The sequence below is a fragment of the Natronolimnohabitans sp. A-GB9 genome (assembly GCF_030848565.1).
In the GTDB taxonomy this organism is placed as follows: domain Archaea; phylum Halobacteriota; class Halobacteria; order Halobacteriales; family Natrialbaceae; genus Natronolimnohabitans.
The window spans coordinates 1-26,523 of record NZ_JAVDDV010000010.1 but is presented as its reverse complement, the minus strand read 5'-3'; the positions used below and the strand labels follow the sequence as shown (position 1 = coordinate 26,523).

Genomic DNA, 26,523 nt, shown 5'->3' with positions numbered 1-26,523 from the left:
ATGTGGGACGACTGCGATGGGGTCGGTATGGAACGTCGAACGTTCATCGCGACGACGGGAGTCGGAATCGGAATCGGCGCTGCCGGCTGTCTGGACGATAGTGCCGGAAACGAAGCAGAGTCGAGCGACGGCAGAGACGCAGACGAAACGGTCGATCTCGAGGACGACGGCGAGGTCACCGCCGAGGCGTCGGACGGAGAGAGCGACGCCGGTAACGGCGAGGCCGACACCGACGATGCCGAGTCGACGCCGGCGACGTTCGAAGTGACGTCGATGACGACGAACTCGCCGATCGGTGGCGGGGAGTCACTCGAGGTCGCCGCGACGATCGCAAACGTCGGCGACGAGCGCGGGACCACCGACGTCGAACTCGTCGTCGGCCACGATCCGCAGATCGAGGACAGCGAACGACTGACTCTCGAGCCGGGAGAGACCGTCGACCTCGGCCTCGAGTTCCAGGCCGGCGAGCCGACGGGCGACAGCGAGGCGTTCCCCGTCGAAGTCGATACGGGCGCCGACGAAGCCACCGAGACGGTCGTCGTCGAGGCCGACGCGAACGGTGACGATCCCGACGCGGGCGTTACGTTCGACTCCTGTAGGCGGGCGACGGTCAACGGCGACTTCGAGGACGGCGACGTGGTCTACGCGAGCACTGGGTTCTACGACGAGGCGGGGTACGGAAACACCGTAATCGAGGACGGCGTCACGATCGGCGAGGACGTCGATGCGTCGGGCGTCGAGACGGTCGTCTTCGAGATCGAGGACGACGGCGGCGTCTCAGAAAACGGCGACGAACTCGTCGTTTCGGTACCCGACTACGGTGAGTACGGGACGGTCATCACCGGACTGACGACCGACCAGGACGATTACGCCGTCGCCGGCATTACACACGGAAACCCACACGCCGAGACGTGTCTCACGGATCTCGAGTCGGACTGGGAGAACGACGCCGGCGACTGAGACGGATTGCTGTACCGATTTCCCGGCGCAGTCCCAGCCCGGGTCGCGGTTGCGCCGGTACCGACGTACAGTAGTCCGTATGAAACGGACCGCTGTCCGACAGTATTACCATGATCGAGAATGTCACCGGACGACCGTGTCGATCGATCACCGGTACAGAGAGAGATAAAGCATCCCGAAGCCGACGATAAACGGAACCGTCTCGACGATATAAAAGAGCGTCATCGGACCGGACAGCTGTGAGGTGATCGTCGTGAACCCGACGCCCATACTGAGAAACGCGAACCCGATGAACGCAGACTCGAGTCGCTTCGATTGGCGCTGTCTGTACGACTGAAAGCTGATGAGTGTCAGGCCAAGCGAGAGGGCGAAAACGGCCATCTGCATCAGCATGAGGATCGCGTCGGTGATCCCAGTCATCCGATCTCACCGTCCTCTGCTGTCGGCGTCCGATCGGTTGTGGTGTGAACGGTCATGGAAGCTATCGGTCACTTCACGCCCAGTTCGTCCCAGAGCTGCGTGAATCGGTCCTGGAGGTTCTCCTCCCGGAAGATACGGACGTCGTATTCGTCGTCTTCCAAGGAGATGACCGTGCTGTTGAAGTTACACGTATACTCCTTGTAGTGGTTCCCGTCGTCGGCGACGAGCGTTCGGTCCTGGATGAGATCGTTCGCTTCGAGAACCTCGAGACGCCGGTAGATCGTCGGCTGGGAGAGATCGAGCCGCTCCGCGAGTTCCTTTGCGGAACCGGGCTCGCGGCTGATCGAGGCGAGGACGGTGCGAGCGTGCTCGTCCCCGATCGTGTTGAGAATCTCCTCGATAGAGGATTCGTCGTCCATACGTAGTCGCCTTGGAAGTTCTCCGCTAAAGGTTTTCCGAGTAAAAGAGACAGTATCGGTTTCAAATATAATCAGCTGGGTGTCAATGGCCGCTCGACTCTCGTCCGAAGACGCCGCTTCGAGCCGGTGTTTTCAGTTCGTGAAAACACCTATATATACCTCTTTTCCTCGACCGAAGTCACTGGCGATGATATATGTCGATGGGACGTGAAATTCATGTATGGCAACGACTGATGGCGTATCAAACGGGCGGACCGAACCGTGTGACGTCTGTGGAACCGATACGCTCCACGAGGTGTCCATACAGCTCGTAACCGAAGGTGGCGACGAGGAGACCGCCCAATTCTCTCGAGAGCCGTACCGAGTCCGGGAGTGTGTCCGCTGTGGGAATCGTGAGAGCAAGCGGATGAACAACGCATAACGTTTCGCGAGTTCGCTATTCGCTTTCGTCCGATCGTGTCTCGAGGAGCCAAAACGCGACCATAATTGGACGTGCAGCGACGAAGACGGGCTACTCGCCGGTTTCGGCCACCGGAAACGTTTGCCCGGCATCGGCGGACGATTCGTCGGGCGTCGGGCGAGACTCGGTCGGTAGCGTCAACTCGATACCGTCTGGACGATTCCGCGTTCGTTCTTCCTACTGCGAGACAGGATCTGTATTCTCCCCGTGTTCGCCGACGGGATGGGTACTGGACTGCGATGGAGTACGTCTCATCGAGTTTCTCATCGGACCGCTCACTGAAATTGTCACGAACCGAATACACCGTTAGTACGGCCGAAATAAAGTAAATATACGACCATTATGTATTATTTACTACTTATTGTATATGTTACCAATATCGTTCCCGTTCCATCGGGTGGTTAGCAGTACACTCTCGCAATCTAATATCAGTCATCGAACCGAACAGTGTCGTCGGTTGCTAAAAATATCAGGTTCGAAATCCCGAAATAACCACCTCATAAGTTATGAGTATCCAACGCAGCAAATACAAATTAGAAATAGATCCAGTATCAGGTAATTATGGGAAACGCTTATATGCCTATTTCCCATACTATAGCATAGATTATGACTGGATATTACGACATTGTTCTTGGCCTCATCCCAGTCGCACTGCTCGGAATCACCGCAGCCCTCACGCTCGTGGGCATCTCGTTGACGGCTGCGGTGCCTGCCGGCGCTTTCGTCGCGATGGTGATCATCGGTCACGCGATGTTCGTCAACACGCCGGCCGACAGCTCCGAGGAGCCCAAATCTGCGCGTCCGCCGCTTAACGCGGACTGATCACGAACTGCGCTCTTCCCTTTCTCTCCTCCCCCCCCCGTCTTTTATCTCCGTTCGCGTTCCGTTCTCTCTCGTGACCGACACCCTGTTTCTCTCGAGCGACGACGTTACCGACCTCGCGAAACCGGCCGACTACGTGGCGGCCGTCCGCGAGGGGTACTGCCAGCGCGGCGAGGGCGCTCCCGCCCAGCCGCGGTCGAAGTTCTTCCGGACCGACCCCGTGGGGATGCTCACCAGCTACGCCGCCGTGCTTCCCGACACCGGCGCGATGGGCGGCTACATGTACACCGCCGGCTTCGGCGCCGAGGACGCGTGGTTCATGACGCCGCTGTTCGACGCCGACAGCGGCGCACCGCTTGCCCTGCTCGACGGAGCGAGCATGAACCCCCACAAGACCGGCGCTGCCGGGGCCGTCGCCATCGACGAACTGGCCCGCGAGGATAGCACCACCCTCGCCGTCATCGGTAGCGGCGCTCAGGCCCGTGGCCAGCTTCGAGCGACTGCAACCGTCCGGGAGTTCGACGAGGTTCGTGTCTACTCGCCAACTCCCGAGAGCCGCGAGGCATTCGCCGTCGACTTCGACGACGAGCTCGCCGCCGACGTCCGGGCTGTCGACTCGAGTGACGCTGCCGTCTCCGGCGCAGACGTGGTGATCACGGCCACTCGAGCGAGCGAGCCCGTCTTCGACGGTGAAACCCTCGATCCCGGGACCCACGTAACGGCGATGGGTCAGTACTCGCCGGAGAAACGCGAACTAGACACGACGACCATCGAGCGAGCGACCTACGTCCCCGACCTGCGCGACCGGGCGACGTTTGACTCGGGGGAGTTCCTGCTGGCCGTCCAGGAGGGCGCCGTTACGGAGGGGGACATCCACGCGGAACTGGGCGAGATCGTCGCCGGCGAGGCGCCGGGCCGGACGAGCGACGACCAAATCACCGTCTTCGACAGCGGCGGAACGGGAATCGAGACCGTCGCCGCGGCGTACATGCTCTACGAGCGCGCCGTCCGCGAGGACGTCGGTCGAACGATCGAGTTCGCGCCGGCGAGCGACGCGCTGACCGGTAATTGATACGGATTGCTGTAACGATATACCGATCCGAGCGCGTCTCACGGCCCGTCCCGTCGATACCTCTGTCGGCCACCGATTTGATGTCGTGGTCCCACTTGCGGACGGCGCGTTCCGACACGAAGTTCAAGCGTCTCGCTCCCGTATTCCGGTCTATGTCCCGTGCGGCCGAGCTCGTGTCCGTCCTCGAGACGACGGCGTCACTGGCGATCGTCTGTCACGACAATCCGGACCCGGACTGTCTCGCCAGCGCGTTGGCCCTCGAGGCGATCGCCACGGACCACGGCGTCGAGGACGTGACGATCACCTACGGTGGGGAGATCTCCCATCAGCAAAACCGGGCGTTCATCAACATGCTCGATATCTCCCTCGAGCCGCTCGAAACCACCACGATCGAAGACTACGACTGTCTCGGCTTCGTCGATCACTCCCAGCCCGGTCAGAACACCGAACTGTCGGCGGACGTCACGCCGGAGATCGTCGTCGACCACCACCCCGGCGAGACGGTCGATGCGACCTTCGAAGACGTCCGCACCCGAATCGGTGCGACCGCGACGATCTTCATCGAGTACCTCCGCGAACTGGAGACCGAACTGACGGTGCGACTCGCGTCGGCGCTGCTCTTTGCCCTCCACCGGGAGCGACTCGACTTCGTCCGCGAACCGACCCGACTGGAGTACGAAGCCGCCCTCACAGTGTATCCCGACGCCGACCTCGAGACGTTAGAACAGCTGTACGGCAGCGCGTTCTCGCCGGGAACCCTCGACGCGATCGGGCGGGCGATCGCCACCCGTGAGCGCCGGGGCTCCTCGCTCGTCGCGAGCGCCGGCAAGACCGGCGAGAGCGATGCGCTCCCACAGGCCGCGGACTACCTGCTGAACCTCGAGGGCGTCGACACCGTCCTCGTCTACGGGATCGTCGGCGATGCGATCCGGCTGAGCGCCCGCTCGATCGATCCGCGGGTCCACATCGGGGAGACGCTCCAGACTGCCTTCGGCGAACTCGGCGCAGTTGGTGGCCACCACGACATGGCCGGCGGCCGGATCGAACTCGGGCTGTTCGCCGACGAGGGCGACGATACCGACGAACTCCTCGAGTTCGCCGGCGGTCGGCTCACGCGTCGGTTCTTCGACGCGCTGAACCTCGACGATGACCACTGATACGGACTGCTGTCCCGCTGATCGTCAGGACGCGGTCGGCGATCGGCGGTAACTGATACTCCTGGTCATAATTTAGTTAACACGCGGTGGCCAGATTCTACCGAAACATACCCTCAAACGCCATTCTGGCAGTAGTCACGCTAAATGGACCATGACCAGGAGTATGACGACAGCAGACCGTATGACCGCGCGCCAGTCGATGCGAGCACACGTCTGGTAGCGGGGTCGACGGGAGTGGACGCTCGGAGCTCTTCGAGCCGTCGGGTTACTCGATGTCGATCGTGCGTGCGCTCTCGGTCGGTTCCAGTTTGGGGAGTCGAACGGTCAGGATGCCGTTTGTGACCGATGCCGTCACGTCGTCGGCGTCGACTGGCTCGGGGAGGTCGATCTCCCGGGTGAACGACCGTGTCTCGCGCTCGCGGCGGAGATACGTCCCGTCCTCGGTGGTCTCGTCCTCGAGCGTTCGTTCGCGTTCGCCGCTGATCTGCAGGGTCTGGCCACGGAGCCGACACGCCAGGTCGTCGGTCTCGTAGCCGGGGACGTCGACCGTCACGACGAACGCGTCGCCGTGATCGGCCAGATCCAGCCGCGTCGCCACACCGCCCATCGAGAGGTCGAGTTGGCTCCGTCTCTCCAGTTCCGACTCCCACGTCCGGGCAGCAGTCTCGAGCTGTCGGTTCAGTCGTTCGAACAGTTCCTCGAGACCGTCGAGGGTCCCTCTTCTATCTGTCATTGTCTACCATGTTATTCGCCGTCGGCAGCGAAAAAGCCTCACTCTCGGGGCACCTGACTGTCGGAAAAATGAATATATCGGTCCGAGCGATTGCGGCAGAACCGAGGGAGGGGCTGGCCGTTTTTAGGGCCCCGTCCCTACCGCGACACGACAATGACGTCTGCACTATTCGTCGTCAGCGAGGAAGGCTACTGGGGAGAAGAGTGCGTCGAACCGCTCGAGACGCTGTCGGACGCGGGCGTCGAGATCACGGTCGCAACGCCGTCGGGCGGACCGCCGGAGATCGACGAGACGTCGATCGATCCCGACGAGGTCGGCGAGGAGACCGCCGAACACGTCCGCGAGGTCCACGAGACCGACGACCGATTGAACGATCCGATCCCGACAGCCCGGGCCGACGCCGACGACTACGATGCTGTCGTCTTCCCCGGCGGCCACGGTACCGAGTGGGACGTCAACCAGGACCACGATGCTCGACGGCTCCTGCGCGACGCCGTCGACGGCGACGACGGCAAGGCACTGGTCGTCTGCCACGCCGTTGGCATCCTCGCGTTTACCCGTACCAGCGACGGCGACCTGCTCGTCGGCGGACGCGACGTCACCGGCTTCCCTAACGAGTGGGAAGCGGAGATCGTCGACGAGAACGACGTCATGCCCAGCGGCCGGAAACTCCCCTACTGGGTCGAAGACGAGGTCACCGCCGCCGGCGGCAACTGGAACGCCGAACTCGAGCAGGACGTAAGCGTTACCGTCGACGGTGACTTGCTCACCGCCCGCGGCCCCGAGTCCTCGAGTGCGGCGGCCGAGACGCTGCTCGAGGAACTCGAGAGCTGAGCCGAACCGCTCGTCGCGCTACAACGCCTGCCGACCGAGTCCGTTATACGCGGCGATTCCTGAGAGTAGATGTGGTCCCTGTCGAATCGAACCCGTCCGTACAGTCCCAGCTAGAGAGTCGCAGCTACCGAATTACGGTCGACGACGGCCGCGAGTCGTTTTTTGCCCTCAGTATCGAGGACGCCGACAACGACGACGCGTGGCTCATGTCCGATACCGTCGTCGCACTCGAGAACAGGCGATGAACTCGCCTGCGTACGACGGTCCCAACGCGATCGGCGTTTGACCTCCTCCACACGGCTGAAGCCGTGGGCTTTCTCCTGTTACTATGTAAACCGCGTCAGTTTCGACTACAACTAACAGATCGCAGATGTCGGAGGACTAAACAGTCAGTCGTCGATGGGAACGTGCTTGTACCAGTGCGCCCATCGGTCGACCGATGCGACGTCGCACGTTTCTGGCAGCCGGCGGCGTACTGCTCGGTGCGGCTACGGCCGGTGTCGTGAGTCGTCCCTCGAGCAACGAGGAACTGCTGACTGCGGCCCGTGAGCCCGGCGATGCAGGCACGGCCAGTACGACCACAGAGCAGCTGCTCTCGGGCACCGACCACGAGACGATGCTGTACGCCATCGAGGCACCACAGGACGGACCGACGGCGATGGTCTTCGGCGGCGTCCACGGCGACGAACGAAGCGGGATCGAGGTCGCCCACGAAGCCACCGACTGGCATCCCGACGCGGGGACGCTGGTCGTCGTCCCCGAGACCGATCGCGTGGCCGTCGAGGCCAACGAACGGGAGGGTATCGACGGCGATCTGAACCGCCACTTCCCGGCCGACGGCGAGTTACGTAGCGAACTCGCACGCGGCATCTGGGACGCCGTCGAACGACACGAGCCCGACGTCGTCCTCGACCTCCACCGGTCGCTTGGTGTCTACGGCCTCCACCGGGAGTACGTCGGTCAGGCGGTCTTCCACTCGCCGGAGGCCCGCGGCGCGGAACTCGCCGACCGCCTCGATTCGGACGCCGTCCCCTGGTACCTGCCGTTTCACCGGTTTCGGGCCCAGGAGACGAACGAGTCGGGCTCGTTGCTGTTCCAACACGCTGCCCGGGAGCTCGGAGCCAGCGCCTATCTCTTCGAGACGACGGCGTTCCTGCTCGATCACGAGACGAAAGTCGAGACGACGCGGCTGGCGACGGCTCACGTCCTCGCGATGCACGGACTGCTCGACGGTGATCGCGCATGACTGACGGCGGAAACCCGGCGACTCTCGACGGTCGACGATACGCCGCTTCGCTTCGGCGCGCCGCCACGAGTCCGGCAACGGTCGTGACGTACGCGTTGCTGGTCGTCCCGTTCGCGATCGGCTGGCACGACGCGTCGCTGTTCTCCCCGCTTGCGCTGCCGGGCTACCTGCTGTTTACGGTCGGGACGGCGATCGGTAACGCCGTCGCCCCGCGGTTCGAGTTCTGGCTCTACTGGCTGCCGTTTCTGGCCGGCAGCTACGGGGTAGCAGTCGCGGTCGGGTTCGGCTACGAGCGATGGTTCGCCGCAACGACGGACTCGAGTGTCCGTGACGGCGACGCGAACTGAATCAGTCCCTTTTTACGCGATGGCGGGGAAGCGTTGGTTATGAGCTTCGAGGAAGACGACCGCGTCGTCTTACACGACGAGCACAGCGAATTCGACGGCGAGACCGGCACCATCACGCAGACGATGGAGTCGATGTTCGGCGACGTCACCTACACGATCAGCTTCGAGGACGGTCAGGAGACCGGCGTCCCCGAGGACGCTCTCGAGGCGGCCGACGAGGACGCAGACGACGAATAACGACTCGAGTCACCGCGCCACGACCTGGTATCGGCGCGTATTTCGATCAGGTTTCAGAGAGGTCAGATGCCACAGATCCCGCTTCACTACGTCGACTTACGCACGTTCTGTTACGCCACCGAGGATGAGAAACGCGTCGAAGAGGCGCTGCGGACGTTTCTCCCCGACGAGGGCGAGGAAGACGAACCGTTCGAGATCGAGCGCGTCGAGAGCGAAGGCCACTACGGCGACCGCATCCTCGTCCTCTCGGCCCGCGTCGAGAACGCCGACGACGTCCGGCATGTCCTCTCGCGACTCGCCGACCTCGAGAACTTGGACGACCTGATCGACGAACTCGACGATCGGGTTACCGAAAACACCGAACTCTTCTTGCGACTCGACAAGCAAGCCGCCTTCGAGGGCGACGTCCGCCTGGGCGAGGGGATCACGTTCCGTGGGAAGGTCGAGGCCTACCCCGCGAAGAAAGACCAGGCCGTCGAGAACGCCGAAGCGGTCCTCGAGCGACTGCGCGACGAGGAGCCAGGAGCGTAACGGCTACCGGAGTCGGCGGTACGCACGCAACAGGACGGAAACGGCCGTTCCGAAGCCAGGAATTCGTGAGGAGACGGCGGCGGCGCCAAGCAACAGGAGACCGCTTTTCCGACGCCCTTTCGTAAGTTCGATCAGGCCGTCGATTGCCGTCGTAACGACGCCCGCGTTTTTCAGCAGTTCGGTGCGGTCGGAGCGAGTACGTGTCGTCGCCATCGGTCGATATCACGCCGAGGACTGACAAACCGTGGTGGCTTGCAGGCGTCGGGTCGCCGATACGGTCCGTTGTAACGATCGACGCGGCGACTCTGTATCCCCGGCCGACGGCTGCTCCCGTGTTGGGCAAAGCGTTATTCGCCTTGGGTCCGTTTATCACATGATGGTGTCACTCGAACTCACACCTCTGCCGCTACAGACAGGTGACGCGCTGTTGTTCGTCGGTGCGCTCGTGGTCGCCGTCGTGATCGCGACCGTCTGGTCGATGGTCGAGATCGTCGACGCCTACGACAGGGGTGCACTCACGGTCCTCGGCGAGTATCGGAAACTGCTCGAACCCGGACTGAACATCGTCCCGCCGTTCGTCTCGCGGGTGTACACGTTCGATATGCGAACCCAGACGATCGACGTGCCGAGCCAGGAGGCGATCACGCGGGACAACTCGCCGGTCACCGCCGACGCCGTCGTCTACATTCGGGTGATGGACGCCAAACGCGCGTTCCTCGAGGTCGACGACTACAAGCGAGCGGTCTCGAACCTCTCCCAGACGACCCTCCGTGCGGTCATCGGCGATATGGAACTCGACGATACACTCAGTCGACGGGAGACGATCAACGAACGCATTCGGCAAGAACTGGACGAACCGACCGACGAGTGGGGGATTCGCGTCGAGAGCGTCGAGGTTCGGGAAGTGACGCCGTCGCGTGACGTCAAGGGCGCGATGGAACAACAGACCTCCGCGGAGCGCAAACGCCGCGCGATGATCCTCGAGGCCCAAGGTGAACGCCGCAGCGCCGTCGAGAAGGCCGAAGGTGACAAGCAAAGTGAGATCATCCGCGCACAGGGTGAGAAACAGAGCCAGATCCTCGAGGCCCAGGGTGACTCGATTTCGACCGTGTTGCGCGCTCGCTCGGCCGAAGCGATGGGCGAACGCGCAGTCATCGACAAGGGGATGGAGACCCTCGAACAGATCGGCCAAAGCGAGTCGACGACGTTCGTCCTGCCACAGGAACTGTCCTCGATGATCGGCCGCTACGGCAAACACCTGACCGGCAGCGACGTCGCCGAAGCCGACGGCCAACTCGAGAGCCTCGAGTTCGACGAGGAAACCCGCGAACTGATCGGCCTCGACGATATTTCCGAAATCCTCGGCGAGATCGAGGAGATCGAGATGGACGTCGAGGCGATGGAACAGGAGGCCCAAGCGATCCAGGAGGGCGAGGACATGCCGGCCCAGACCGGCGACGTCGTCGACATCTCGGAGACGCGCCAGGAGACAGACACCGACACCGACACGGACGCCGACAGCCGTTAAGCGGCCCCAGAGACGCATCTCGGTCGGTCCTCGTCACCGTTTTCGCGACGTCGATCCGCTGCGAACGAGCGCGGCGCTTTTGACGTTCGCCTGTGATCGTACCCGTATGCACGTACACGTCGTCGGTGACGATCCGGTCCGAGAGGCGATCGTCGCCGCCCTCGGAGACGTCGACGTCACCGTCAGGGACGCAACGGCCGACGAGCTCGCCGACGCCCGCTTCGGAATCGTCAGCGACGTCGCCGGCGCAGCCACGTTCCAGCAGGCGGCCAACGCGGCGCGGACCGGCGAAACGCCGTGGATCGCCGTCGAGATCGGTGGCGTCGGCGGTCACCCGATAGCGGACGTCGACGCTGCAGTGTCGGGCTTTGCCCCGTCGACGGGCTGTTTCGACTGTCTGCGCCAGCGCGTCCACGCGAACCTGACCGAAGAGACGGTCGCCGAGACCGCACAGGGCGACCGCAGCGCGGCGCGGCTGGCGGGTGCGCTTGCCGGTCGGGAGTGTGTCCGTGTCCTCTCGGGCGAGGAGCAATCCGTAATCGGCCACGTCGTCGAGTTACCACACCACAGGCGTCGGTTTCTCCCCGTCCCGGGCTGTGACTGCCAGGACGGCGACCGTGATCGCACGATCGAACGCGACGACGACTCGCTTGAACTCGAGGCGGCCGTCGAACACGCCGAGGCGGCAATCGACGATCGCGTCGGCGTCGTCCGGACGATCGGCGAAGTCGAGTCGTTCCCCGCGCCGTACTACCTCGCGACGACGACCGACACCGAGGGCTTTTCAGATGCCAGCGCACCGACCCAGGCCGCAGGCGTCGCCGACGACTGGAACGCGGCGTTGATGAAAGCCGTCGGCGAGGGCCTCGAGCGCTACTGTGCCGGCGTCTTCCGTGACGACGAGTTCGTCCACGCGAGCGAGGACGATCTCGAGAACGCGATCCCTCCGACCGACCTCGTCCGACCTGACGACGCACCCGCCTCTGACTCGAGCGAGACGTATCGGTGGGTGCCCGGCGAGAACCTCGCGACCGGTGACCCCGCACAGCTTCCGGCGGCGGCGGTCCAGTTTCCCCAGCCCGGCGATGCCCTCGTCCCGTCGATCACGACCGGCCTCGGGCTCGGCTCCTCGACCGTCGACGCGCTCCGGTCGGGACTGACCGAGGTCATCGAACGCGACGCGACGATGCTCGCGTGGTACTCGACGTTCGAGCCCCTCGGACTGGCGGTCGACGACGAACGCGTCGCCGTCCTCGAGCGGCGTGCCCGAAGCGAGGGGCTGTCGGTGACGCCGTTGCTGGTCACGCAGGATATCGACGTCCCCGTCGTCGCCGTGGCAGTCCATCGCGACCCGGACGTCACGGACGTCGATCCGACCGACGACGAGTGGCCGGCCTTTGCCGTCGGCTCGGCGGCGGGACTCGACGCCACCGACGCCGTACGCTCGGCACTCGAGGAAGCGTTACAGAACTGGATGGAGCTCCGGAGTCTCGGCCCCGAGGAGGCCGAGGACGCGTCGGGTGCGATCGCGGAGTACGCCGCCTTCCCCGAGGCCGCACGGTCGTTCGTCGACGTCGATCGAACCGTCCCAGCAGAGAGCGTCGGTCCGGACACCACACCGTCGGGACAGGACGGACTCGAGGAACTCGTCGAGCGGACGACCGACGCCGGACTGACGCCGTTCGCGGCACGAGTGACGACCCGTGACGTCGAGCGCATCGGTTTCGAGGCGGTTCGGGTCGTCGTTCCCGGCGCCCAGCCACTGTTTACCGGTGATCCGTACTTCGGCGACCGGGCGCGGACGGTACCCGAAGATCTCGGCTTCGAGCCGCGACTCGAGCGGGCGTTCCACCCCTATCCCTGACTCGGCCGTACGGCCCGGTCGGACGAGACGACTACGACTCGTCCGTTTCGTCAGTCTCGGTTTCGGTCTCGGTCTCGTTTGCGGCCGTTTCGGCATCGTCGCTTTCGTCGTCCGTCTCGTCAACGTCGGTTTCGCCGACCGCATCGTCGTCTTCGCCGTCGGCGATTTCGTCCTCGCCGTCGTCGCGCTGGACTTCGACCACGAGGTCGTCGTCGGAGATACGGATTACGACGAGTGAGGTATCCGGCGTGATCGAGGCCGTTCTGACCGTCGCTTGCTCTTCGTCTTCGATGATGGCGGCGCGAAAGCTCTGTTCCGACTCGTCGAGGTGGGGCGGACCGACGGTCTCGCCCGGTGTGACGGTAAAGCTCTGTTCGTAGCTGTCGCGACTCGTCTCGTGCTCCCTGGCCTGAATGTGGAGGTTCCGGGATTGCTCGCCTTCGTTGTGGATCTCGATCGGGATGACGCCCTGTAGACCGAAGTGTTCGCGGACGCCGTCGAGACAACCCGCGAGCCCGACGGTGACGGACGCTCCGGCGAGTCCGAGTACCGTACGGCGGTTCACACTCGAGGATCGGGGACCGACGACCGTAGGCGTTTCTCTTCGCTGCTCGGATCCAGTCGCCCACACCGCGGCTGCAAGCCAACAGTTGACATGTTAACGATGACATTCTCCATACAGTGTGGTGTGATATTAATCACCACGGTCGGTGGCGACATATGACGGGAGGAACCGTCGAGACGAGCGCTCGTGATGGTCGAGGAGCTGGTCGGCCGTCACTCGAGCAACGCTTCCGACGATAAGCTACGGTAACACAAAACAATGGCACGAAACACGACAATGGGTGCGATCGGCGTGCTGTCACTGGGCGCGCTGATCACGGCGAGTCTCGGGTGGTACAGAGTCTTCTCGTTTGTCGGTGCGGGGATCATTCTTTCGGTGATCGCCGTAGCGACGATCGAGCGAAGAGAACGAGATCCGGATCTTGCGCCGTACACTGGACTGATCGGTGGACTGGCAGTGTTGTTCCTGATCGGTCTGGTCGGGATCTGGCTGACGTGGGAACCGGGCGTCACCGACTACAGCTACGTCCTCGGGGTTCCGATCCCGACGCTCGTCTATTTCACGTTCATCTGGGCGTTACCGCTGGCCGCGGCGATCTACTACTCACTGATCTTCCACCGAATCGCAAGCGAAGAGATCATCGACGATATCATCGAGTCGGCCAGGGAACGACAGCGTCAGGAGTCGTTCCCGCTGGCACCGGAGCAACCGACGGCACCGGCCGGAGTGGCCGACGGCGGTGAAGTGAGTGACGGAGGTGAGCAAGACGATGAGTGAATCGCTCTCGCTGGCGACGGCACCGCTCCAGCAGGAGGGGATTCCGGTCGCCGACGACCCGATCATCATCGGGTTCGGGACCGTTTATCTACTCATCGTCATCGCGATCGGTGTCTGGGGCTGGAAGCGAACCGACTCGACGAGTGACTTCCTGATCACCGGCAAGAGCATCGGAACGTGGGTGCTCGCACTGACCGCGTTCTCGGTGATCCAGTCCGGGTTCGGTTTCGTCGGCGGTCCCGAACTGGTCTACGAGTTCGGAACGACGGCGCTGTGGATCTTCTTTACCGCGCCGCTTGGCTTTCTGTTGACGTGGATCGTCCTCGCCAAGCGCATGCGCCTGCTCGCCGACATCCGCAACGTCCTGACGTTGCCCGACGCGATGTACGTCCGCTACGAGAGCGAGTGGGTTCGCGGTCTCTCCGGACTCGCGGTCGCACTGGGCGTCGTCGCCTACCTCGCGGTCAACCTCGCGGCGCTGCAGTTCGTCATGCGTGCGATCTTCGGTATCCCGGTCATCTGGGGCCTGCTCGGCGGCGCGTTGATCCTCCTGTTGTACAGTATGCTCGGCGGCATGATCGCCGGTGTCTGGACCGACTTCCTGCAGGCGCTGACGATGATCGTCGGCGCAGGGTTCGTCTTCGCCTACGCGATGTCCTTCGGCGGGGGCATGGAGAACATCTCGCGGAATCTGGCGAACGCGGATCCGGCGCTCGTCTCGCCGTTCGGTACCCTGGGCGGTGCCGAGACGGCCGTCCTCGTCGGCATCGCCTGGTGGATCCTGTTTTCCGTCGGCGCTGCTGGCCAGCCCCACCTCATCACGAAGTTCTACATGAGCCGTGACATGACCATCCTCAAGTGGGGCGCTCCGATCGCCGCCATCTCCTATGCCATCTCGAGTCTGATCGCCTTCTCGGCGGGGCTCTCGATGCGCGCGATGGTCGAAGCCGGCGAGCGGGAGGCAACGTTCGCCGCCTCGGAGGTCGGTCCGGTCTTCGTCCTCGATCATACGGGGAGCATCATCGCCGGGCTGATCCTCGCGGCGCTGCTCGCGGCGATCATGTCGACCAGCGACTCGTTTCTCAACATCGGTGCAGCGGCCATCGCACGCGACATCCCGCGTGCGCTGGGCCGACCGATCACGGACGACCGGGTCGAACTCCGCGTCACCCAGGCCGCACTCGCGACGCTTACCGTGCTCGCGACGATCGTCGTCTTCTACTCGCAGGCGCTGGTCGGCATCCTCGGCGCGATCAGCTGGGGCTTCTTCGCCGCCGCGTTCGTCCCGATCGTCGTGTTGGGACTGAACTGGAAAGGCGCCTCGAAGTGGGGTGCCATCGCCGCGCTCGTCGTCGGGATGTTGTTCAACATCATCTACAACGTGATCCCCGAGGCTGCAGCGATCACGGACAACGGGGCGGTGCAGTCGGCAAACGAGATCGTCATGTGGACGTACCCCTACCCCGCAGAGGTCCCGGCCGAGGCGATCTCCCTGCTGGTCGCGATGATCGTGTTCATCTTCGTCTCGATAGCCGCACAGCAGTTCACGTCGCCTGAACGGAAGCTCCCCGACGACTTGCACCCACTGTTCGAACGATGATGACACGCTCCGAAGAGGTGATCGCGCGGTTCACGCAGTGGATCCGCCAGCGCCCGAACTCGATCGAGTTCTGGGAGCTGGTGTTGACCGACGAACGCCTCGTCTGGTGTTACGTCGGTCAGTCGTATCGATCGATGCTGTTGCGAGCGAACATGGGCGATCGCGAACGGGACGTCGTCGCGGAGAGCGAACTCGCCGAACTCGAGGCCCGCGACGAACACAACTTCGTCGCCCCGATCGAGGACCTCGAACGCATCCGCCACGTCGAGGGGACGCGATTTCGCCGCGCCAGACTCGAACTCGAGTGGGTCGACGAAAACGGCACCCGGTACGACGGACAGATGACGCTGGTCAGTACGGCCGATGCCGATCCTCAGCGTGAACTCGTCGCCGAACTCGACGAGGACCCGCGACTCGAACACGTCGAGATCGAACTCGAGTCACCTCGCTGGTCGTTTCTTTGATACGGACCGCTGTCCGCCGATCCCGGCATAGTTACGGACGGATCGGGGCTGTGCCGGGACATTCGATTGCGCTTCAGGACGGGGTGTGTATCCAGCAGGACGGATTCGGAGTCACAAAAATCCAGCAACTGGGTTGACACGACAATCGAACCACAGATTATATGTCTGCAGTACGCCACAGTCAGCGTACGGTGTCCACTTCCCACGCCAACTGCTGGCATTGGTACGCACTACGGGAAGTGGACAGTATCGGGGTATAGGGTCGGTCGGGCGTCACCCGACGGACACCACTGCGATGCTCACTCGCTTCTTTGCTGTACTGCACGCCGAGTACTACTGTCGGACAGCAACGATGTAACGGTCGGTCGCGCGACCACTGTCCGACAGTATAATCACCTCATCAACAACACCAATGCCAGCAGAAAACTTCACCGTCACGCCCTACGCCGTCGAAGGCGACGTCGATTACGACCGACTCCGTGACCAATTCGGAGCCGACCGTCTCACTCACGAACAGAAAACGCGGTTTCCCGACCCTGGCCATCCGCTCGTCCGCCGGGACGTATTCTATGCTGAACGAGATATAGACTCGTTCCTCGAGGCCGCAAACGGTGGTAAAGCGCACTCGATTGTGACCGGACGCGGCCCTTCCGGGCCGATGCACATCGGCCACATCTTTCCGTTCTACTTCGCAAAATATCTCCAAGAACAAACCGGCGCACTCGTCTATATTCCCCTCTCCGATGACGAGAAACACTTTGTCAAAGAGAAATCGCTGGACGAAATTAGTGACTACACTCGCCAGAATCTCCGCGACCTCCTCGCGGTCGGCTTCGATCCCGACCGTACTCGCATTATCGTCGATACAGCAGATGCCGACGTGGTGTATCCACTCGCCGCTTCCTTCGCGAAGGAGGTGACTCAATCGACAGTAGACGCGACGTACGGAGAACCTGAGAACATTGGCCTCTCGTTCTACCCTGCCGTCCAAGCGACTCATCTGCTCCTCCCACAACTCGTGGACGGTCGGCATCCGACGCTCGTGCCGATTGCGGTCGATCAAGACCCTCACGTTCGCGTCTGCCGTGACATTGCGGCCAAACAACGGTATGACGTAGCCAAGCCCGGTGCCTTGCTTTCGAAGTTCCTCCCGAGTCTCGACGGGCCGGGGAAGATGAGCACGTCCGACGATGCCCCGAGTATTCTCCTTTCGGATGACCGCGAGACGGTCGTCGATAAAATCCACACATACGCCTACTCGGGTGGACAGGCGAGTATCGAAGAACACCGGGCAAAGGGAGGGGATCCGGAGGTAGACGTCGCGTATCTATTCTTATACTATTTCTTCGAGGAGAGCGACGAGCGGATCGAACAGCTCGCAGCGGCGTATCGTGAAGGGACGCTGTTGAGTGGTGAACTCAAGGAGGTAGCAGCAGAGCGTATCGCGGACTTTCTTGCCGATCACCAAGAGCGTCGGGCGGCGCTCGGTTCACTCGAGGAGGAACTGTCCGGATATCGGCTGACCGAAGCGGAACGACAGAGTGCACGGCGGCGAGCAGGGTACCCTGACAACGCGCTCTCACAACAGTAGGCGTCTCTATCCGCCGTTTTCACTATCTATCGGTACGCGACTCCTCGTGGACCCCTCTCACGACGCGTCGCGGCCGGACCGCTTTTTACCCTGACCGTCGAGGTGCCAGGCATGGCCACGGGAGCGACGACGACGGTCGAGATCGACACCACACTGTTCATCACCGTCTCCGGTCCGCCGGGCTGTGGCGCGACGACACTGTGTGAACAGCTCAGCGAGGCGATGGGCTGTCCGTACGTCTCCGGCGGCGACATTTTCCGGGAGCTCGCCGAGGACCGGGACATGAGCTTGAACCAGCTGACGGCGAAAGCCGACGAATCCGACGAGATCGATCGTGCACTCGATCAGCGCCTCCAGCAGATCGCCGAGAAGTGGGGAACGGCGAACAAACCCTTTATTCTCGAGTCCCGCCTTGCAGGCTGGCTCGCTGGCGACCGCGCGGACCTCCGGATCTGGCTTGACGCCCCCGAGGACGTCCGCTCGGAGCGCATCGAGGACCGCATCGAGACAGAAGCCGAAATGCGCGTCCGCGAGGTCAGCGAGGCCGGTCGCTACGAGTCCTACTACGAGATCAACATCGACAACCGCGCGTTCTACGACCTGAACATCAACACCGCCCGCTGGAGCAAACAGGGCGTGTTCCAGCTCGTCCGCACCGCACTCGAGGAGTACGATCCTGACCTCGACGAGGGAGCGTTCCAGACGCCGGAAGCGGATCTCTAGTCCCGTTTCACCCAGCAGTGCAGGCGTGGACCGCCACTAGTGGCGGTCCACGCCTGAACTGATGGGTCGAATCCTGCGGTGTCGTCCGATTCGACCCATCAGTCGACGGTTGGAACGGTACTAGGTCGGCTCGAGCCCGCCGCGAGTGGGACCGATACTGAGACGGACCGCTGTCTTGCCCGGCGCGACCGTCGCCGGGTCACGGTCGGACCGACCTGACGGAGGCGATCCGTCCGACCGAGACGCCGCCTGCAGACACTGCAGCGTCAGGACGTGGAGTTCGACGACAGTTCTTTCTTGTCATGTGTGTCAATTACAAGGTATGGCGTATCACGTCACGATCGACGCCGAGACGTACGGGGACGCTCGCGAGTCGTTCTCGTGGGACGTCCCCGAGGGGTTCAACGCGGCGACGGATCTGGTCGGCAAACACGAGGACGGCGACCGGACCGCACTCTATCAGCTCACGGCCGACGGCGACCGTGAACGGTACAGCTTCGACGACCTCGACGAACGCTCGAGCGCCGTCGCGAACACACTCGCCGACCGCGGTATCGAACGGGGCGACCGCGTGGCCGTCGTCGTTCCACAGAAGCCCGCGAACGCGCTTACGCATCTGGCCTGCTGGAAGCTTGGGGCGATCTCGCTGCCACTATCGGTGTTGTTCGGCGACGACGCGCTTCGCTACCGGTTGACCGACAGCGAGGCCCGCGTGGCTGTCGTCGACAGGTCCCAGTGGGAGACGATCCGCGACGTCGCACCCGACTGTCCCGCACTCGAATCCGTCCTCGTCGTCGACGGCGACGAGGCCGCCCTCGAAGACGGTGATCTCGACGTCTCGGTCGCCTCGTTCGACGCGGCCGTCGACTGGACCGAGACGGCGTTCGAACCGGTCGACACCGACGTCGACACACCCGCGATCGTCATGTACACGAGCGGTAGCACGGGCGAGCCGAAAGGCGTCTTACACACCCACGGCATCTGGCTCGGCCACTGTCCCGCGTTCGAAATGTACTTCGAACGAGCCGCCGACGAGGGCGTCTACTGGACGCCCGCCGACTGGGCCTGGATCGGCGCGCTCGGCGACCTCCTCTTTCCGGCCTGGCACTACGGCCAGTCGGTCGTCGGCCACCCGATGGGGTCGTTCGACCCCGAACGCGCCTACGAGATCATGGCCGACTTCGACGTCACGAACGCCTTCCTCCCGCCGACCGCGATCCGGCTGTTGATGGGCGTCGACGACCCCGCCGAGCGATACGACCTCTCGCTCGAGGCGATCTGTTCCGGGGGTGAGCCGCTGACCCGTGAGATCGTAGCGTGGGCCGACACGGAACTCGAGGGCGTCGTCGTCAACGAACTCTACGGGCAGACGGAGGCGAACCTGCTCGTGGCGAACTGTCGCGAGTGGTTCCCCGCGAAGCCGGGGAGCATGGGGAAACCGGTGCCGGGCCACGACGTCGCGGTCGTCGACACCGAGACGGGCGAGCGCGTCGAGACGGGCGAGATCGGCGAGATCGCGGTTCGTCGCGGCGACGATCCCGTGATCTTCGAGCGGTACTGGAACGCCCCCGAGAAGACCGCCCGGGTAACCCTCGAGGACGGCCCCGACGGCGGTGAGCAAAGCGATACGATACGATCAGCATCGGACGGGGCGTCTGCTGGCGACGTCTGGCATCTCACCGGCGATCTCGCCGAGCGCGACGAGGACGGCTATCTCTGGTTTGCCTCCCGGGACGACGACCTCATCATCACGAGTGGCTACCGCGTCGCGCCCAGAGAGGTCGAGGAAACGATCCTCGAGCACGACGCGGTCGAACAGGTCGGCGTCGTCGGTGTGCCCGACGAGACTCGCGGCGAGATCATCAGGGCGGTCGTCCAGCCGATCGAGGATGTGACGGGAACGGACGACCTGCGCGGGGAGATACGGGACCTCGTTCGAGAACGGCTGGCGGAATACGAGTACCCCCGGGAGATCGAGTTTCGGGACGAACTGCCAACGACGACGACCGGGAAGATCCGCAGAACGGAGTTACGGTAGCGGGAACGGGGACGGTCGGCCGCGTTGTGGTTCCGCAAAGCGTGTGAGGGGTGCGAGCCGATCAGTCGCCGTCGGGTGAGTAGTTCGGTGCTTCGTCGGTGATGACGACGTCGTGGGCGTGGCTCTCGGCCTGGCCGGCCGAGGAGACGCGGACGAACTCGCTGCGTTCTTTGAACTCGGGGATCGTCTCCGCGCCGACGTAGCCCATACCCGACTGCATGCCGCCGGCGAGCTGGTGGAGTTCGGACTTGAGCGTGCCTTTGTACGGCGTCGCCGCCTCGACTCCCTCGGGAACGTAATCTTCCTCCTCGTCGGGCTCGTCTTTGAGGTAGCGGTCGCTGTCGCCGGATTTCATCGCGCCGACCGAGCCCATGCCGCGGTACTGCTTGTACTTCTTGCCGTTCATCGTGACGACGCGGCCGGGGGCCTCGTCGGTACCGGCGAAGTAGGAGCCGAGCATGACTGCATCAGCGCCTGCGGCAATCGCCTTGATCGCGTCGCCGGAGTACCGAATTCCACCGTCGGCGATCACCGGCACGTCGTGTTCGCTGGCGACGTCGGCGACCTGTGCGACGGCCGTAATCTGGGGCATGCCGGCACCGGAGACGACGCGAGTCGTACAGATCGATCCCGGTCCGATGCCGACCTTGATCCCGTCCGCGAAGTCGACGAGATCCGCGGCGGCCTCGCGAGTGCCGACGTTACCGACGACGACGTCGGCGTCGACGGACTCCTTGATCTCGCGGGCGCCCTCGATGACGTTCAGGTTGTGGGCGTGGGCGGTGTCGATGAAGAGGACGTCAGCGCCGGCTTCGTCCGCGGCCTCGGCGCGGTCCTGTTCGAACGGGCTGACCGCGACGCCACAGCGGAGTCGACCCTCCTCGTCGCGGACGGCTTCCTGGTACTCACGGCGCTGGAGAATGCCCTGCATCGTGACGAGGCCAACCAACAGGTTCTCGTCGTCGACGACCGGAACGCGCTCGATCTTGTGCTCGTACATCAGGTCGAACGCGTCGCGGGCGTCGATGTCCTCTGGTGCCGTGATGACCTCGTCGGTCATCGCCGCCGTGACCGGGTCGTCCTCGTTGACCTCGAGGTGTGGGCGGATGTCCGTACTCGAGATGATCCCCAGTACCTCGCCGTTCGTGTTGACGACGGGAGCCCCGCCGACGCCCTCGTGGGCCATCAGCTCGTCGACCTCACGAACGGACATCTCGGGATCGGCAGTGACGACCTCATCCAGCGGAATGATGAGCTCGTCGGCGCTTTTGACGCGCTCGATCTCCTCGACCATCTCGTCGACGTTCATGTTTCGGTGGAGAACACCGAGGCCGCCGTGGCGGGCCATCGCGATGGCCATGCCGCTCTCGGTGACGGTGTCCATCGCCGCCGAGAGGATCGGGACGGAGACCTCGACGTTTTTCGAGACGTTCGAGGTGAGATCGGCGTCGTCCGGTTCGACACGACTCTCCTTCGGCCGCAGGAGGACGTCGTCGAACGTTAGCGCTTCCGGTACGTCGAGTTTCGCAGAATAGGGCTCGTGCTCTGGAACGTCGTTCGCCATGTAAACCGTCGGAACCCACGGGGGAAAAACGTTGCGAGATGCGACAGGGTGTGAGCAGGTAACAGGCCCCTCAGAGTCTGATTCGGTTGGTTTCGGCCCGTTAGCGAGTGGAACTTCGTCGACACTCGCGGTCAGTCGACGAGGTGTCCCACTCGAGTCGAGGCGTTGCAGGCTCGTGGTCTCGAATCTTGCGTACAACGCTGCCCATCACCGCCCGTATTTGGACTCCAGTGTCGGGAATCCGATGGGACGTGTAACTGTATCCCACGCAACGTTTATTGACAATCCCGTCGTCCGTCTCGGTATGATCGCTGTGAGTTTCAGTGCACCCCGAACCGCTGGTCGGACGAGCGTCGACAGCGACGCCGCCAATTTCCAGTTCGGGAAATTTACACTGAAACTCACAGCGCGAGGCCGCAATTCCAATCCCATGTGCTGGCTGCCGCGCCAGTCAGTTCGGGATCGTCCACCCTATTGCCCACCGGCCTCGGGTCATGGCCATCGTCCCTGACCGATGAGTACCTCACGACACCCGGTTGCCCTCAACTTAGAGCGCATCGTGGGTGGTGACGCCAGACTGCTGGCGTTGGTGATGATGTTGCCGCTGATCGACGGCGTGTTCCCGGCGCTGATCCTCGCGGGCGCGCTAGACGACCCACTCGGTGCGATCCAGGTCGGTCTGTTGATCTTCGGCGGCAGCGCGACTGTCGCGGTGATCTTAGCAGAGATGAGCGGTACGCCACGGGAGCAGGCGGCGATCGTCTTGCTGGTCGGCGTGCCGCTGATACTGCTTGCTGCCGTCCAGGCGGCACTGGCACCGGCGATCGAGAGCGTCCTTAATATCGACATCTTCGAGCGCTTCGCGGCACTCGTCATCGCCGCCATCGCGGCAAAGACCGCCAGCGCGACGATCGGCGAGTACCTCCCCAACCCGATGGTCATCATCGGACTGGGCCTGGTCGCCAGTCTGGATCCGAGCGGGGCCGAACTCGCCGTGATGGACGACCCCGCACTCGTCGCGAACGCGACGCTTGCGGCCGCCGTCGGCGTCGCCTTCGCGCTGTCGATCGCTCTCGGCGGGCCGTACCTGCGCGAGTACATGGACATCGATCGCTTCCGCTTCGGTAGCGCGGTCGCGTTGGGACTGCTCCCGCTGTCCCTGCTCGGGATGGCCTTCGGACAGGCGCCCCTGGCTGCACTGATCGTCGCCGGGATCTTCGCGCTGGATATCCCGTTCGACGGCGACTCGAGTGACTCGAGCGACGAGATCGGTCCAACGGATGGCGTCGATCCGGTCACTGACGGCGGCGACGGCGACTCGGCAGTCGACGTTGCACTCGAGGACCTCGCGGTCGAGGAGACGACCGAGGACGCTGCGGAAACGTATCCGGGTGACGACTCGACGGACACCGAGGGTCGTGCCCCGTGGCTGTGAGCGTTCGGAATCGAAACCACTTTAGGGTACATGCCCCAACTGAGTAGCGAGGGGTCGTGGCCAAGCCCGGCATGGCGACTGACTCCAGAGGCACCGCGCCCGGGACGACACTCCAGACTGATATACTGATCGGGCACCTGATCAGTGTCCGTGTGATGACCCTCTGGAGTTCCGAGGCGCACCGGAGATATCAGTCGATCGGGGGTTCAAATCCCTCCGACCCCACTTTACCGCTTCTGGATTTATAATCGATAGACGTGAGCGGGTTCGCTGTCATTCAGGGTAAGATATCACCGTTTGATTTGAACCCCTGATCGACTCCGCATCCACACCGTACTGCGATCGTTTAGATATCACAAGCGGCAAATATAGCTGCAACTATTCCGGCAATCCTGTTTATATCTGATTGACAGTATTCGCTGCCCTACTGTAACGACGATCGGCCATGCCATACCTCAATGTGCCATGCTATACTAACACAGACGGCATATATGAGTCACCTTATAGGATACAGTTAATAGGATGCGCAGCGAAGCTGCGGGTGGGAACAAACAGCCGAATAACTGTACTAATTAGTGACAGTGGTAGCTGATAATCAGCGGTAAATAGTGTTCTACAGGACTTGGTTCGAGAAGGCGGCGGACAACAACTACCGCAACAGACCGCTACCGAACCGCTACAGCAACTGTTCCCAGTGAGTGACCGGTGACTGTATCCAGAGAGTGACTGGCGGTGCTGGGAACGGTTGCTGTATGTGGTCTGCCGCCTTCTCGAAACAGAAAGTGTAGTCACTAATCACCACTAATCACTGGGAAAAGAGAGACAGTTGTTGGTGGTCACTCATTCATGCCGCGTCAAGCAGTGCAACGAACGATCCACCGAATACCAGGGTTAGGAGTACGATCAGTACGGCGAAGACTGTTGGATACGCTACAGCGAAGTCGATCCAGCCCGGTTCCAGTGCCGTCATGTCTCCATTGAGTAGGTCCCTTGCAGTCGAAAGAGAAAGCAGTCCAGCGACAACTACCATTGCTCCGCCAACTACAGCAATGACTGCTCCACGGTCTGCTCCACTCATTATGGTTGAAAATACGACACTCTTACATAAAATATTTGGGACGAGTTTGACGAGCTATCTCTTTTGCTCAAGAAGATCGGCACACTCCTCATTCAGCCGAGCAGCCGTCTGACGCTCGCTATGGTGGGCTTTCTCGTCTTCCATGATGTCACGACTCGTCTCATAGATCATGGCGAGCTGGCGCACGTCGACGACGAGAAGGGCCTTGGATTTCAGCATTACTACCAGTTAGAACTTACACTATAATATAACTATTGTGAATACACTATGGTACTTAATTGACAAGACTTGGGTGAAACGATAGCTATCCAATAGTTACATGACCCTTGACTGAAGTAGCTACAAGTATCTCGAATGAGTCAAGCAACACTCTCTAAACGACCGTATCAAAACTCAAATCTATTTTCTGGATATTACCTCGATGAGCGTCTGAAGCATCGAGACGAGTGGGATCGCGATGACGAGGCGAGAGAAGCAATGGACTCGCTTCAGTCGTTGTATGAGCTGGAAGGTGAACTACTCGATAGCTATGGCGAAGATGCACTGATTGATAATTGGATCAGTGAAGTACTCGACATTCTTGACTTTGGAACACAAGTCGAAGCGACCCTCCCAGATGGAGGGGGATACGTAGACACGCTACTTTTCGAAGATCAAGATGCGCGACGGAACGCCGCATCTGTATATCTTGACTCCGAGGAGACATCCGATCTGTTTGAACGCGGAGTCGGGCTTCTTGAAGCGAAACAGTGGGATGCTGACTTCACACAGCGATTTAGCGAACAACGGCCATACAGAAACGCCTCCCATCAAATCAAACACTATCTCGAGAAAACGCCTGACAATATTCAGTGGGGCATTCTGACTAACGGTCGCAAGTGGCGGCTCTACGGAACCAAAGATTACGAAACGCAGACGTATTACGAAGTTGATCTCCCGGAGCTACTCGAGCGAGATGATCTTGAGACGTTCAAATACTTTTATTCCTTCTTCCGACCGGACGCATTCCGAGAGTCTGGTGGGACGACGTTTCTCGATTCGGTTTGGTCCGAGAGCGAGACAGTTGCACAAGAACTTGGAGAGGATCTACAAGACAACGTTTTCACTGCTGTACGAGTTCTTGGACGTGGATTCGTAGAAACAAACGACCTCGAAATCGATCCTGACGACGATGAGGGACTCGAGAAACTCAAAGAGCAATCGCTCGTCTTGCTCTATCGTCTGATGTTCGTTCTCTACGCTGAGTCTCGAGGCCTGATTCACCCAGAAGGCAAGGACTCGATCGAAGAGTATGAAGACAATTTCAGTCTGGATGAGCTTCGACTTGAGATCCATGACGAGATCGGAGAAGTTGACGACGGGTTTGACAGCGCTTACAGCGAGTACTCGACAACGATGTGGAGTCGACTTGAAGACCTCTTCCAGCTCGTCGACGAAGGTGAAGAGTCACTCGGGATTCCGCCATACAATGGTGGGCTGTTCGACGAAGACAAACATGACTTCTTAGCGGATCATGAGGTCAGCAATCGGTACATCGCAGAAGTAATCTACCGAGTTTCAACGACCGAAAACGACGAGGGGCGATACGTGCTGGCTGACTACGCTGACCTCGGCACGCGCCATCTCGGCAGTGTCTACGAGGGACTGCTTGAGCACCAATTTCGGATCGCACCGGAGGATTACGCCGCTGTTTCGGAGGATGGTGGACAGGTCTGGAAGCCAGCTACTGACGTCTCTGTTGCAGATGCGGTTGAGACAGTTGATAAAGGGGGGCTGTACGTAGTCAATGATGAGGGCGAACGGAAGGCCACAGGAGCGTACTATACTCCAGACTACGTTGTGAGTTATATTGTCGAAGAATCGGTTGGACCACTGGTCGAAGAGATCAAAGACGATCTCAAATCACAGGGATTCGAGCCAGGAACCCACGAGTATCTCGGCGCATTCTATCGACGAGTGACGGATTTGAAGGTCCTTGATCCTGCTCTGTTGAAGAGCGATCTAATCAGCTGATATCACGGGTTAGAAGGGTGAAGTCGAGGAAATCGAGGTTGGTAT

Annotated in this window: 28 protein-coding genes, 1 tRNA gene and 1 pseudogene; 22 read left to right on the top strand and 8 right to left on the bottom strand. The window is 61.9% G+C overall.

The genetic code is table 11. The features are described 5' to 3' along the window. Positions 1-27: 27 nt before the first annotated feature. Complete coding sequence (locus tag RBH26_RS13655) at positions 28-960, top strand: hypothetical protein (protein WP_306758906.1); 933 nt, start codon at positions 28-30, stop codon at positions 958-960. A 147-nt stretch (positions 961-1,107) separates the two neighbouring features. On the opposite strand, the gene RBH26_RS13650 is transcribed toward RBH26_RS13655, so the two are convergent. Next, positions 1,108-1,380, bottom strand: a complete 273-nt coding sequence (locus RBH26_RS13650; protein ID WP_306758905.1) for a hypothetical protein — start codon at positions 1,378-1,380, stop codon at positions 1,108-1,110. A gap of 68 nt (positions 1,381-1,448) precedes the next feature. After that, a complete protein-coding gene (locus tag RBH26_RS13645; RefSeq protein ID WP_306758904.1) occupies positions 1,449-1,799 on the bottom strand; it encodes a winged helix-turn-helix domain-containing protein in 351 nt (116 codons plus the stop codon). A 220-nt stretch (positions 1,800-2,019) separates the two neighbouring features. On the opposite strand from RBH26_RS13645, the gene RBH26_RS13640 reads away from it, so the two are divergent. From RBH26_RS13640 to RBH26_RS13625, 4 genes are all read left to right on the top strand, one after another. Beyond that, positions 2,020-2,220, top strand: coding sequence for a hypothetical protein (locus RBH26_RS13640; RefSeq protein ID WP_306758902.1), 201 nt, complete (start codon positions 2,020-2,022; stop codon positions 2,218-2,220). Between the two features lie 645 nt (positions 2,221-2,865). Further along, positions 2,866-3,081 carry a hypothetical protein gene (locus RBH26_RS13635; protein WP_306758901.1) on the top strand — a complete coding sequence of 72 codons (216 nt, stop codon included), beginning with the start codon at positions 2,866-2,868 and terminating at the stop codon, positions 3,079-3,081. A gap of 73 nt (positions 3,082-3,154) precedes the next feature. Next, the gene (locus RBH26_RS13630; RefSeq protein WP_306758900.1) at positions 3,155-4,153 is read left to right on the top strand and encodes an ornithine cyclodeaminase family protein; all 999 of its coding nucleotides are present in this window, start codon (positions 3,155-3,157) and stop codon (positions 4,151-4,153) included. Between the two features lie 152 nt (positions 4,154-4,305). Further along, the gene (locus RBH26_RS13625; protein ID WP_306758899.1) at positions 4,306-5,310 is read left to right on the top strand and encodes a bifunctional oligoribonuclease/PAP phosphatase NrnA; all 1,005 of its coding nucleotides are present in this window, start codon (positions 4,306-4,308) and stop codon (positions 5,308-5,310) included. 265 nt (positions 5,311-5,575) lie between these two features. Here RBH26_RS13625 and RBH26_RS13620 read toward each other — a convergent pair whose 3' ends face one another. After that, on the bottom strand, positions 5,576-6,043 hold the full coding sequence (locus RBH26_RS13620; protein WP_306758897.1) for an Hsp20/alpha crystallin family protein: 468 nt from the start codon (positions 6,041-6,043) through the stop codon (positions 5,576-5,578). 153 nt (positions 6,044-6,196) lie between these two features. Here RBH26_RS13620 and RBH26_RS13615 point away from each other — a divergent pair, with 153 nt between their 5' ends. From RBH26_RS13615 to RBH26_RS13590, 6 genes are all read left to right on the top strand, one after another. Then, positions 6,197-6,877 carry a DJ-1/PfpI family protein gene (locus RBH26_RS13615; RefSeq protein ID WP_306758896.1) on the top strand — a complete coding sequence of 227 codons (681 nt, stop codon included), beginning with the start codon at positions 6,197-6,199 and terminating at the stop codon, positions 6,875-6,877. A gap of 71 nt (positions 6,878-6,948) precedes the next feature. Further along, on the top strand, positions 6,949-7,122 hold the full coding sequence (locus RBH26_RS13610; protein ID WP_306758895.1) for a hypothetical protein: 174 nt from the start codon (positions 6,949-6,951) through the stop codon (positions 7,120-7,122). Positions 7,123-7,316: 194 nt separating this feature from the next. Further along, positions 7,317-8,123, top strand: a complete 807-nt coding sequence (locus RBH26_RS13605) for a succinylglutamate desuccinylase/aspartoacylase family protein (protein WP_306758893.1) — start codon at positions 7,317-7,319, stop codon at positions 8,121-8,123. Next, positions 8,120-8,470 (top strand): hypothetical protein, encoded by a 351-nt coding sequence (locus RBH26_RS13600; protein WP_306758892.1) that lies wholly within the window; start codon positions 8,120-8,122, stop codon positions 8,468-8,470. The genes RBH26_RS13605 and RBH26_RS13600 overlap by 4 nt, the downstream gene beginning before the upstream one ends. A 39-nt stretch (positions 8,471-8,509) precedes the next feature. Further along, the gene (locus RBH26_RS13595; RefSeq protein ID WP_306758890.1) at positions 8,510-8,707 is read left to right on the top strand and encodes a DUF1918 domain-containing protein; all 198 of its coding nucleotides are present in this window, start codon (positions 8,510-8,512) and stop codon (positions 8,705-8,707) included. Positions 8,708-8,773: 66 nt separating this feature from the next. Continuing rightward, complete coding sequence (locus RBH26_RS13590) at positions 8,774-9,238, top strand: RNA-binding protein (RefSeq protein WP_306758889.1); 465 nt, start codon at positions 8,774-8,776, stop codon at positions 9,236-9,238. A gap of 3 nt (positions 9,239-9,241) precedes the next feature. On the opposite strand, the gene RBH26_RS13585 is transcribed toward RBH26_RS13590, so the two are convergent. Beyond that, positions 9,242-9,451 carry a hypothetical protein gene (locus RBH26_RS13585; protein ID WP_306758888.1) on the bottom strand — a complete coding sequence of 70 codons (210 nt, stop codon included), beginning with the start codon at positions 9,449-9,451 and terminating at the stop codon, positions 9,242-9,244. Between the two features lie 163 nt (positions 9,452-9,614). On the opposite strand from RBH26_RS13585, the gene RBH26_RS13580 reads away from it, so the two are divergent. Together RBH26_RS13580 and RBH26_RS13575 are read left to right on the top strand one after the other, a co-directional pair. After that, the gene (locus tag RBH26_RS13580; protein WP_306758887.1) at positions 9,615-10,766 is read left to right on the top strand and encodes an SPFH domain-containing protein; all 1,152 of its coding nucleotides are present in this window, start codon (positions 9,615-9,617) and stop codon (positions 10,764-10,766) included. Between the two features lie 106 nt (positions 10,767-10,872). After that, positions 10,873-12,630 (top strand): YcaO-like family protein, encoded by a 1,758-nt coding sequence (locus RBH26_RS13575; RefSeq protein ID WP_306758885.1) that lies wholly within the window; start codon positions 10,873-10,875, stop codon positions 12,628-12,630. Between the two features lie 31 nt (positions 12,631-12,661). Here RBH26_RS13575 and RBH26_RS13570 read toward each other — a convergent pair whose 3' ends face one another. After that, complete coding sequence (locus RBH26_RS13570; protein ID WP_306758884.1) at positions 12,662-13,195, bottom strand: hypothetical protein; 534 nt, start codon at positions 13,193-13,195, stop codon at positions 12,662-12,664. A 258-nt stretch (positions 13,196-13,453) separates the two neighbouring features. On the opposite strand from RBH26_RS13570, the gene RBH26_RS13565 reads away from it, so the two are divergent. The 6 genes from RBH26_RS13565 to RBH26_RS13540 all read left to right on the top strand — a co-directional run bounded on the left by RBH26_RS13565 (position 13,454) and on the right by RBH26_RS13540 (position 20,388). Beyond that, positions 13,454-13,972 (top strand): hypothetical protein, encoded by a 519-nt coding sequence (locus RBH26_RS13565; protein ID WP_306758883.1) that lies wholly within the window; start codon positions 13,454-13,456, stop codon positions 13,970-13,972. Further along, on the top strand, positions 13,965-15,572 hold the full coding sequence (locus RBH26_RS13560) for a sodium/proline symporter (protein WP_306758882.1): 1,608 nt from the start codon (positions 13,965-13,967) through the stop codon (positions 15,570-15,572). Before RBH26_RS13565 ends, RBH26_RS13560 begins: the two co-directional genes overlap by 8 nt. Further along, positions 15,569-16,036, top strand: coding sequence for a hypothetical protein (locus RBH26_RS13555; protein ID WP_306758881.1), 468 nt, complete (start codon positions 15,569-15,571; stop codon positions 16,034-16,036). The genes RBH26_RS13560 and RBH26_RS13555 overlap by 4 nt, the downstream gene beginning before the upstream one ends. Before the next feature lie 412 nt (positions 16,037-16,448). Next, positions 16,449-17,627, top strand: a complete 1,179-nt coding sequence (locus RBH26_RS13550) for a tryptophan--tRNA ligase (protein WP_306758880.1) — start codon at positions 16,449-16,451, stop codon at positions 17,625-17,627. Between the two features lie 111 nt (positions 17,628-17,738). Continuing rightward, positions 17,739-18,350, top strand: coding sequence for a (d)CMP kinase (gene cmk / locus RBH26_RS13545; protein WP_306758879.1), 612 nt, complete (start codon positions 17,739-17,741; stop codon positions 18,348-18,350). 322 nt (positions 18,351-18,672) lie between these two features. Then, the gene (locus RBH26_RS13540; protein ID WP_306758878.1) at positions 18,673-20,388 is read left to right on the top strand and encodes an AMP-binding protein; all 1,716 of its coding nucleotides are present in this window, start codon (positions 18,673-18,675) and stop codon (positions 20,386-20,388) included. Between the two features lie 61 nt (positions 20,389-20,449). Here the strand turns inward: RBH26_RS13540 and guaB are convergent, their stop codons facing one another. Continuing rightward, positions 20,450-21,952, bottom strand: a complete 1,503-nt coding sequence (gene guaB / locus RBH26_RS13535; RefSeq protein ID WP_306758877.1) for an IMP dehydrogenase — start codon at positions 21,950-21,952, stop codon at positions 20,450-20,452. Positions 21,953-22,466: 514 nt separating this feature from the next. Between guaB and RBH26_RS13530 the strand changes: the two genes are divergently transcribed. Both RBH26_RS13530 and RBH26_RS13525 read left to right on the top strand, forming a co-directional pair. Then, positions 22,467-23,387: a DUF5794 domain-containing protein gene (locus tag RBH26_RS13530; protein WP_306758876.1), complete on the top strand. Its 921-nt coding sequence runs from the start codon at positions 22,467-22,469 to the stop codon at positions 23,385-23,387. A 50-nt stretch (positions 23,388-23,437) separates the two neighbouring features. After that, positions 23,438-23,612, top strand: a tRNA-Trp gene (locus RBH26_RS13525). A gap of 619 nt (positions 23,613-24,231) precedes the next feature. On the opposite strand, the gene RBH26_RS13520 is transcribed toward RBH26_RS13525, so the two are convergent. Next, positions 24,232-24,465, bottom strand: a complete 234-nt coding sequence (locus tag RBH26_RS13520) for a hypothetical protein (RefSeq protein WP_306758875.1) — start codon at positions 24,463-24,465, stop codon at positions 24,232-24,234. Between the two features lie 54 nt (positions 24,466-24,519). Further along, positions 24,520-24,684: a hypothetical protein gene (locus tag RBH26_RS13515; protein WP_306758874.1), complete on the bottom strand. Its 165-nt coding sequence runs from the start codon at positions 24,682-24,684 to the stop codon at positions 24,520-24,522. Between the two features lie 135 nt (positions 24,685-24,819). Here RBH26_RS13515 and RBH26_RS13510 point away from each other — a divergent pair. Continuing rightward, positions 24,820-26,454: pseudogene (locus tag RBH26_RS13510) on the top strand (restriction endonuclease); the annotation flags it as partial. Positions 26,455-26,523 lie beyond the last annotated feature (69 nt).

Bases quoted from the DNA above. Each gene is read 5' to 3' on its own strand.
- RBH26_RS13635 (WP_306758901.1), top strand. From the start codon at position 2,866: ATGACTGGATATTACGACATTGTTCTTGGCCTCATCCCAGTCGCACTG.
- RBH26_RS13615 (WP_306758896.1), top strand. From the start codon at position 6,197: ATGACGTCTGCACTATTCGTCGTCAGCGAGGAAGGCTACTGGGGAGAA.
- RBH26_RS13595 (WP_306758890.1), top strand. From the start codon at position 8,510: ATGAGCTTCGAGGAAGACGACCGCGTCGTCTTACACGACGAGCACAGC.
- RBH26_RS13565 (WP_306758883.1), top strand. From the start codon at position 13,454: ATGGCACGAAACACGACAATGGGTGCGATCGGCGTGCTGTCACTGGGC.
- RBH26_RS13560 (WP_306758882.1), top strand. From the start codon at position 13,965: ATGAGTGAATCGCTCTCGCTGGCGACGGCACCGCTCCAGCAGGAGGGG.
- RBH26_RS13605 (WP_306758893.1), top strand. From the start codon at position 7,317: ATGCGACGTCGCACGTTTCTGGCAGCCGGCGGCGTACTGCTCGGTGCG.
- RBH26_RS13585 (WP_306758888.1), bottom strand. From the start codon at position 9,451: ATGGCGACGACACGTACTCGCTCCGACCGCACCGAACTGCTGAAAAAC.
- RBH26_RS13555 (WP_306758881.1), top strand. From the start codon at position 15,569: ATGATGACACGCTCCGAAGAGGTGATCGCGCGGTTCACGCAGTGGATC.
- RBH26_RS13515 (WP_306758874.1), bottom strand. From the start codon at position 24,684: ATGCTGAAATCCAAGGCCCTTCTCGTCGTCGACGTGCGCCAGCTCGCC.
- RBH26_RS13550 (WP_306758880.1), top strand. From the start codon at position 16,449: ATGCCAGCAGAAAACTTCACCGTCACGCCCTACGCCGTCGAAGGCGAC.
- RBH26_RS13650 (WP_306758905.1), bottom strand. From the start codon at position 1,380: ATGACTGGGATCACCGACGCGATCCTCATGCTGATGCAGATGGCCGTT.
- RBH26_RS13590 (WP_306758889.1), top strand. From the start codon at position 8,774: ATGCCACAGATCCCGCTTCACTACGTCGACTTACGCACGTTCTGTTAC.
- RBH26_RS13540 (WP_306758878.1), top strand. From the start codon at position 18,673: ATGGCGTATCACGTCACGATCGACGCCGAGACGTACGGGGACGCTCGC.
- RBH26_RS13620 (WP_306758897.1), bottom strand. From the start codon at position 6,043: ATGACAGATAGAAGAGGGACCCTCGACGGTCTCGAGGAACTGTTCGAA.
- cmk (WP_306758879.1), top strand. From the start codon at position 17,739: ATGGCCACGGGAGCGACGACGACGGTCGAGATCGACACCACACTGTTC.
- RBH26_RS13530 (WP_306758876.1), top strand. From the start codon at position 22,467: ATGAGTACCTCACGACACCCGGTTGCCCTCAACTTAGAGCGCATCGTG.
- RBH26_RS13640 (WP_306758902.1), top strand. From the start codon at position 2,020: ATGGCAACGACTGATGGCGTATCAAACGGGCGGACCGAACCGTGTGAC.
- RBH26_RS13645 (WP_306758904.1), bottom strand. From the start codon at position 1,799: ATGGACGACGAATCCTCTATCGAGGAGATTCTCAACACGATCGGGGAC.
- RBH26_RS13655 (WP_306758906.1), top strand. From the start codon at position 28: ATGGAACGTCGAACGTTCATCGCGACGACGGGAGTCGGAATCGGAATC.
- RBH26_RS13600 (WP_306758892.1), top strand. From the start codon at position 8,120: ATGACTGACGGCGGAAACCCGGCGACTCTCGACGGTCGACGATACGCC.
- guaB (WP_306758877.1), bottom strand. From the start codon at position 21,952: ATGGCGAACGACGTTCCAGAGCACGAGCCCTATTCTGCGAAACTCGAC.
- RBH26_RS13625 (WP_306758899.1), top strand. From the start codon at position 4,306: ATGTCCCGTGCGGCCGAGCTCGTGTCCGTCCTCGAGACGACGGCGTCA.
- RBH26_RS13575 (WP_306758885.1), top strand. From the start codon at position 10,873: ATGCACGTACACGTCGTCGGTGACGATCCGGTCCGAGAGGCGATCGTC.
- RBH26_RS13580 (WP_306758887.1), top strand. From the start codon at position 9,615: ATGGTGTCACTCGAACTCACACCTCTGCCGCTACAGACAGGTGACGCG.
- RBH26_RS13520 (WP_306758875.1), bottom strand. From the start codon at position 24,465: ATGAGTGGAGCAGACCGTGGAGCAGTCATTGCTGTAGTTGGCGGAGCA.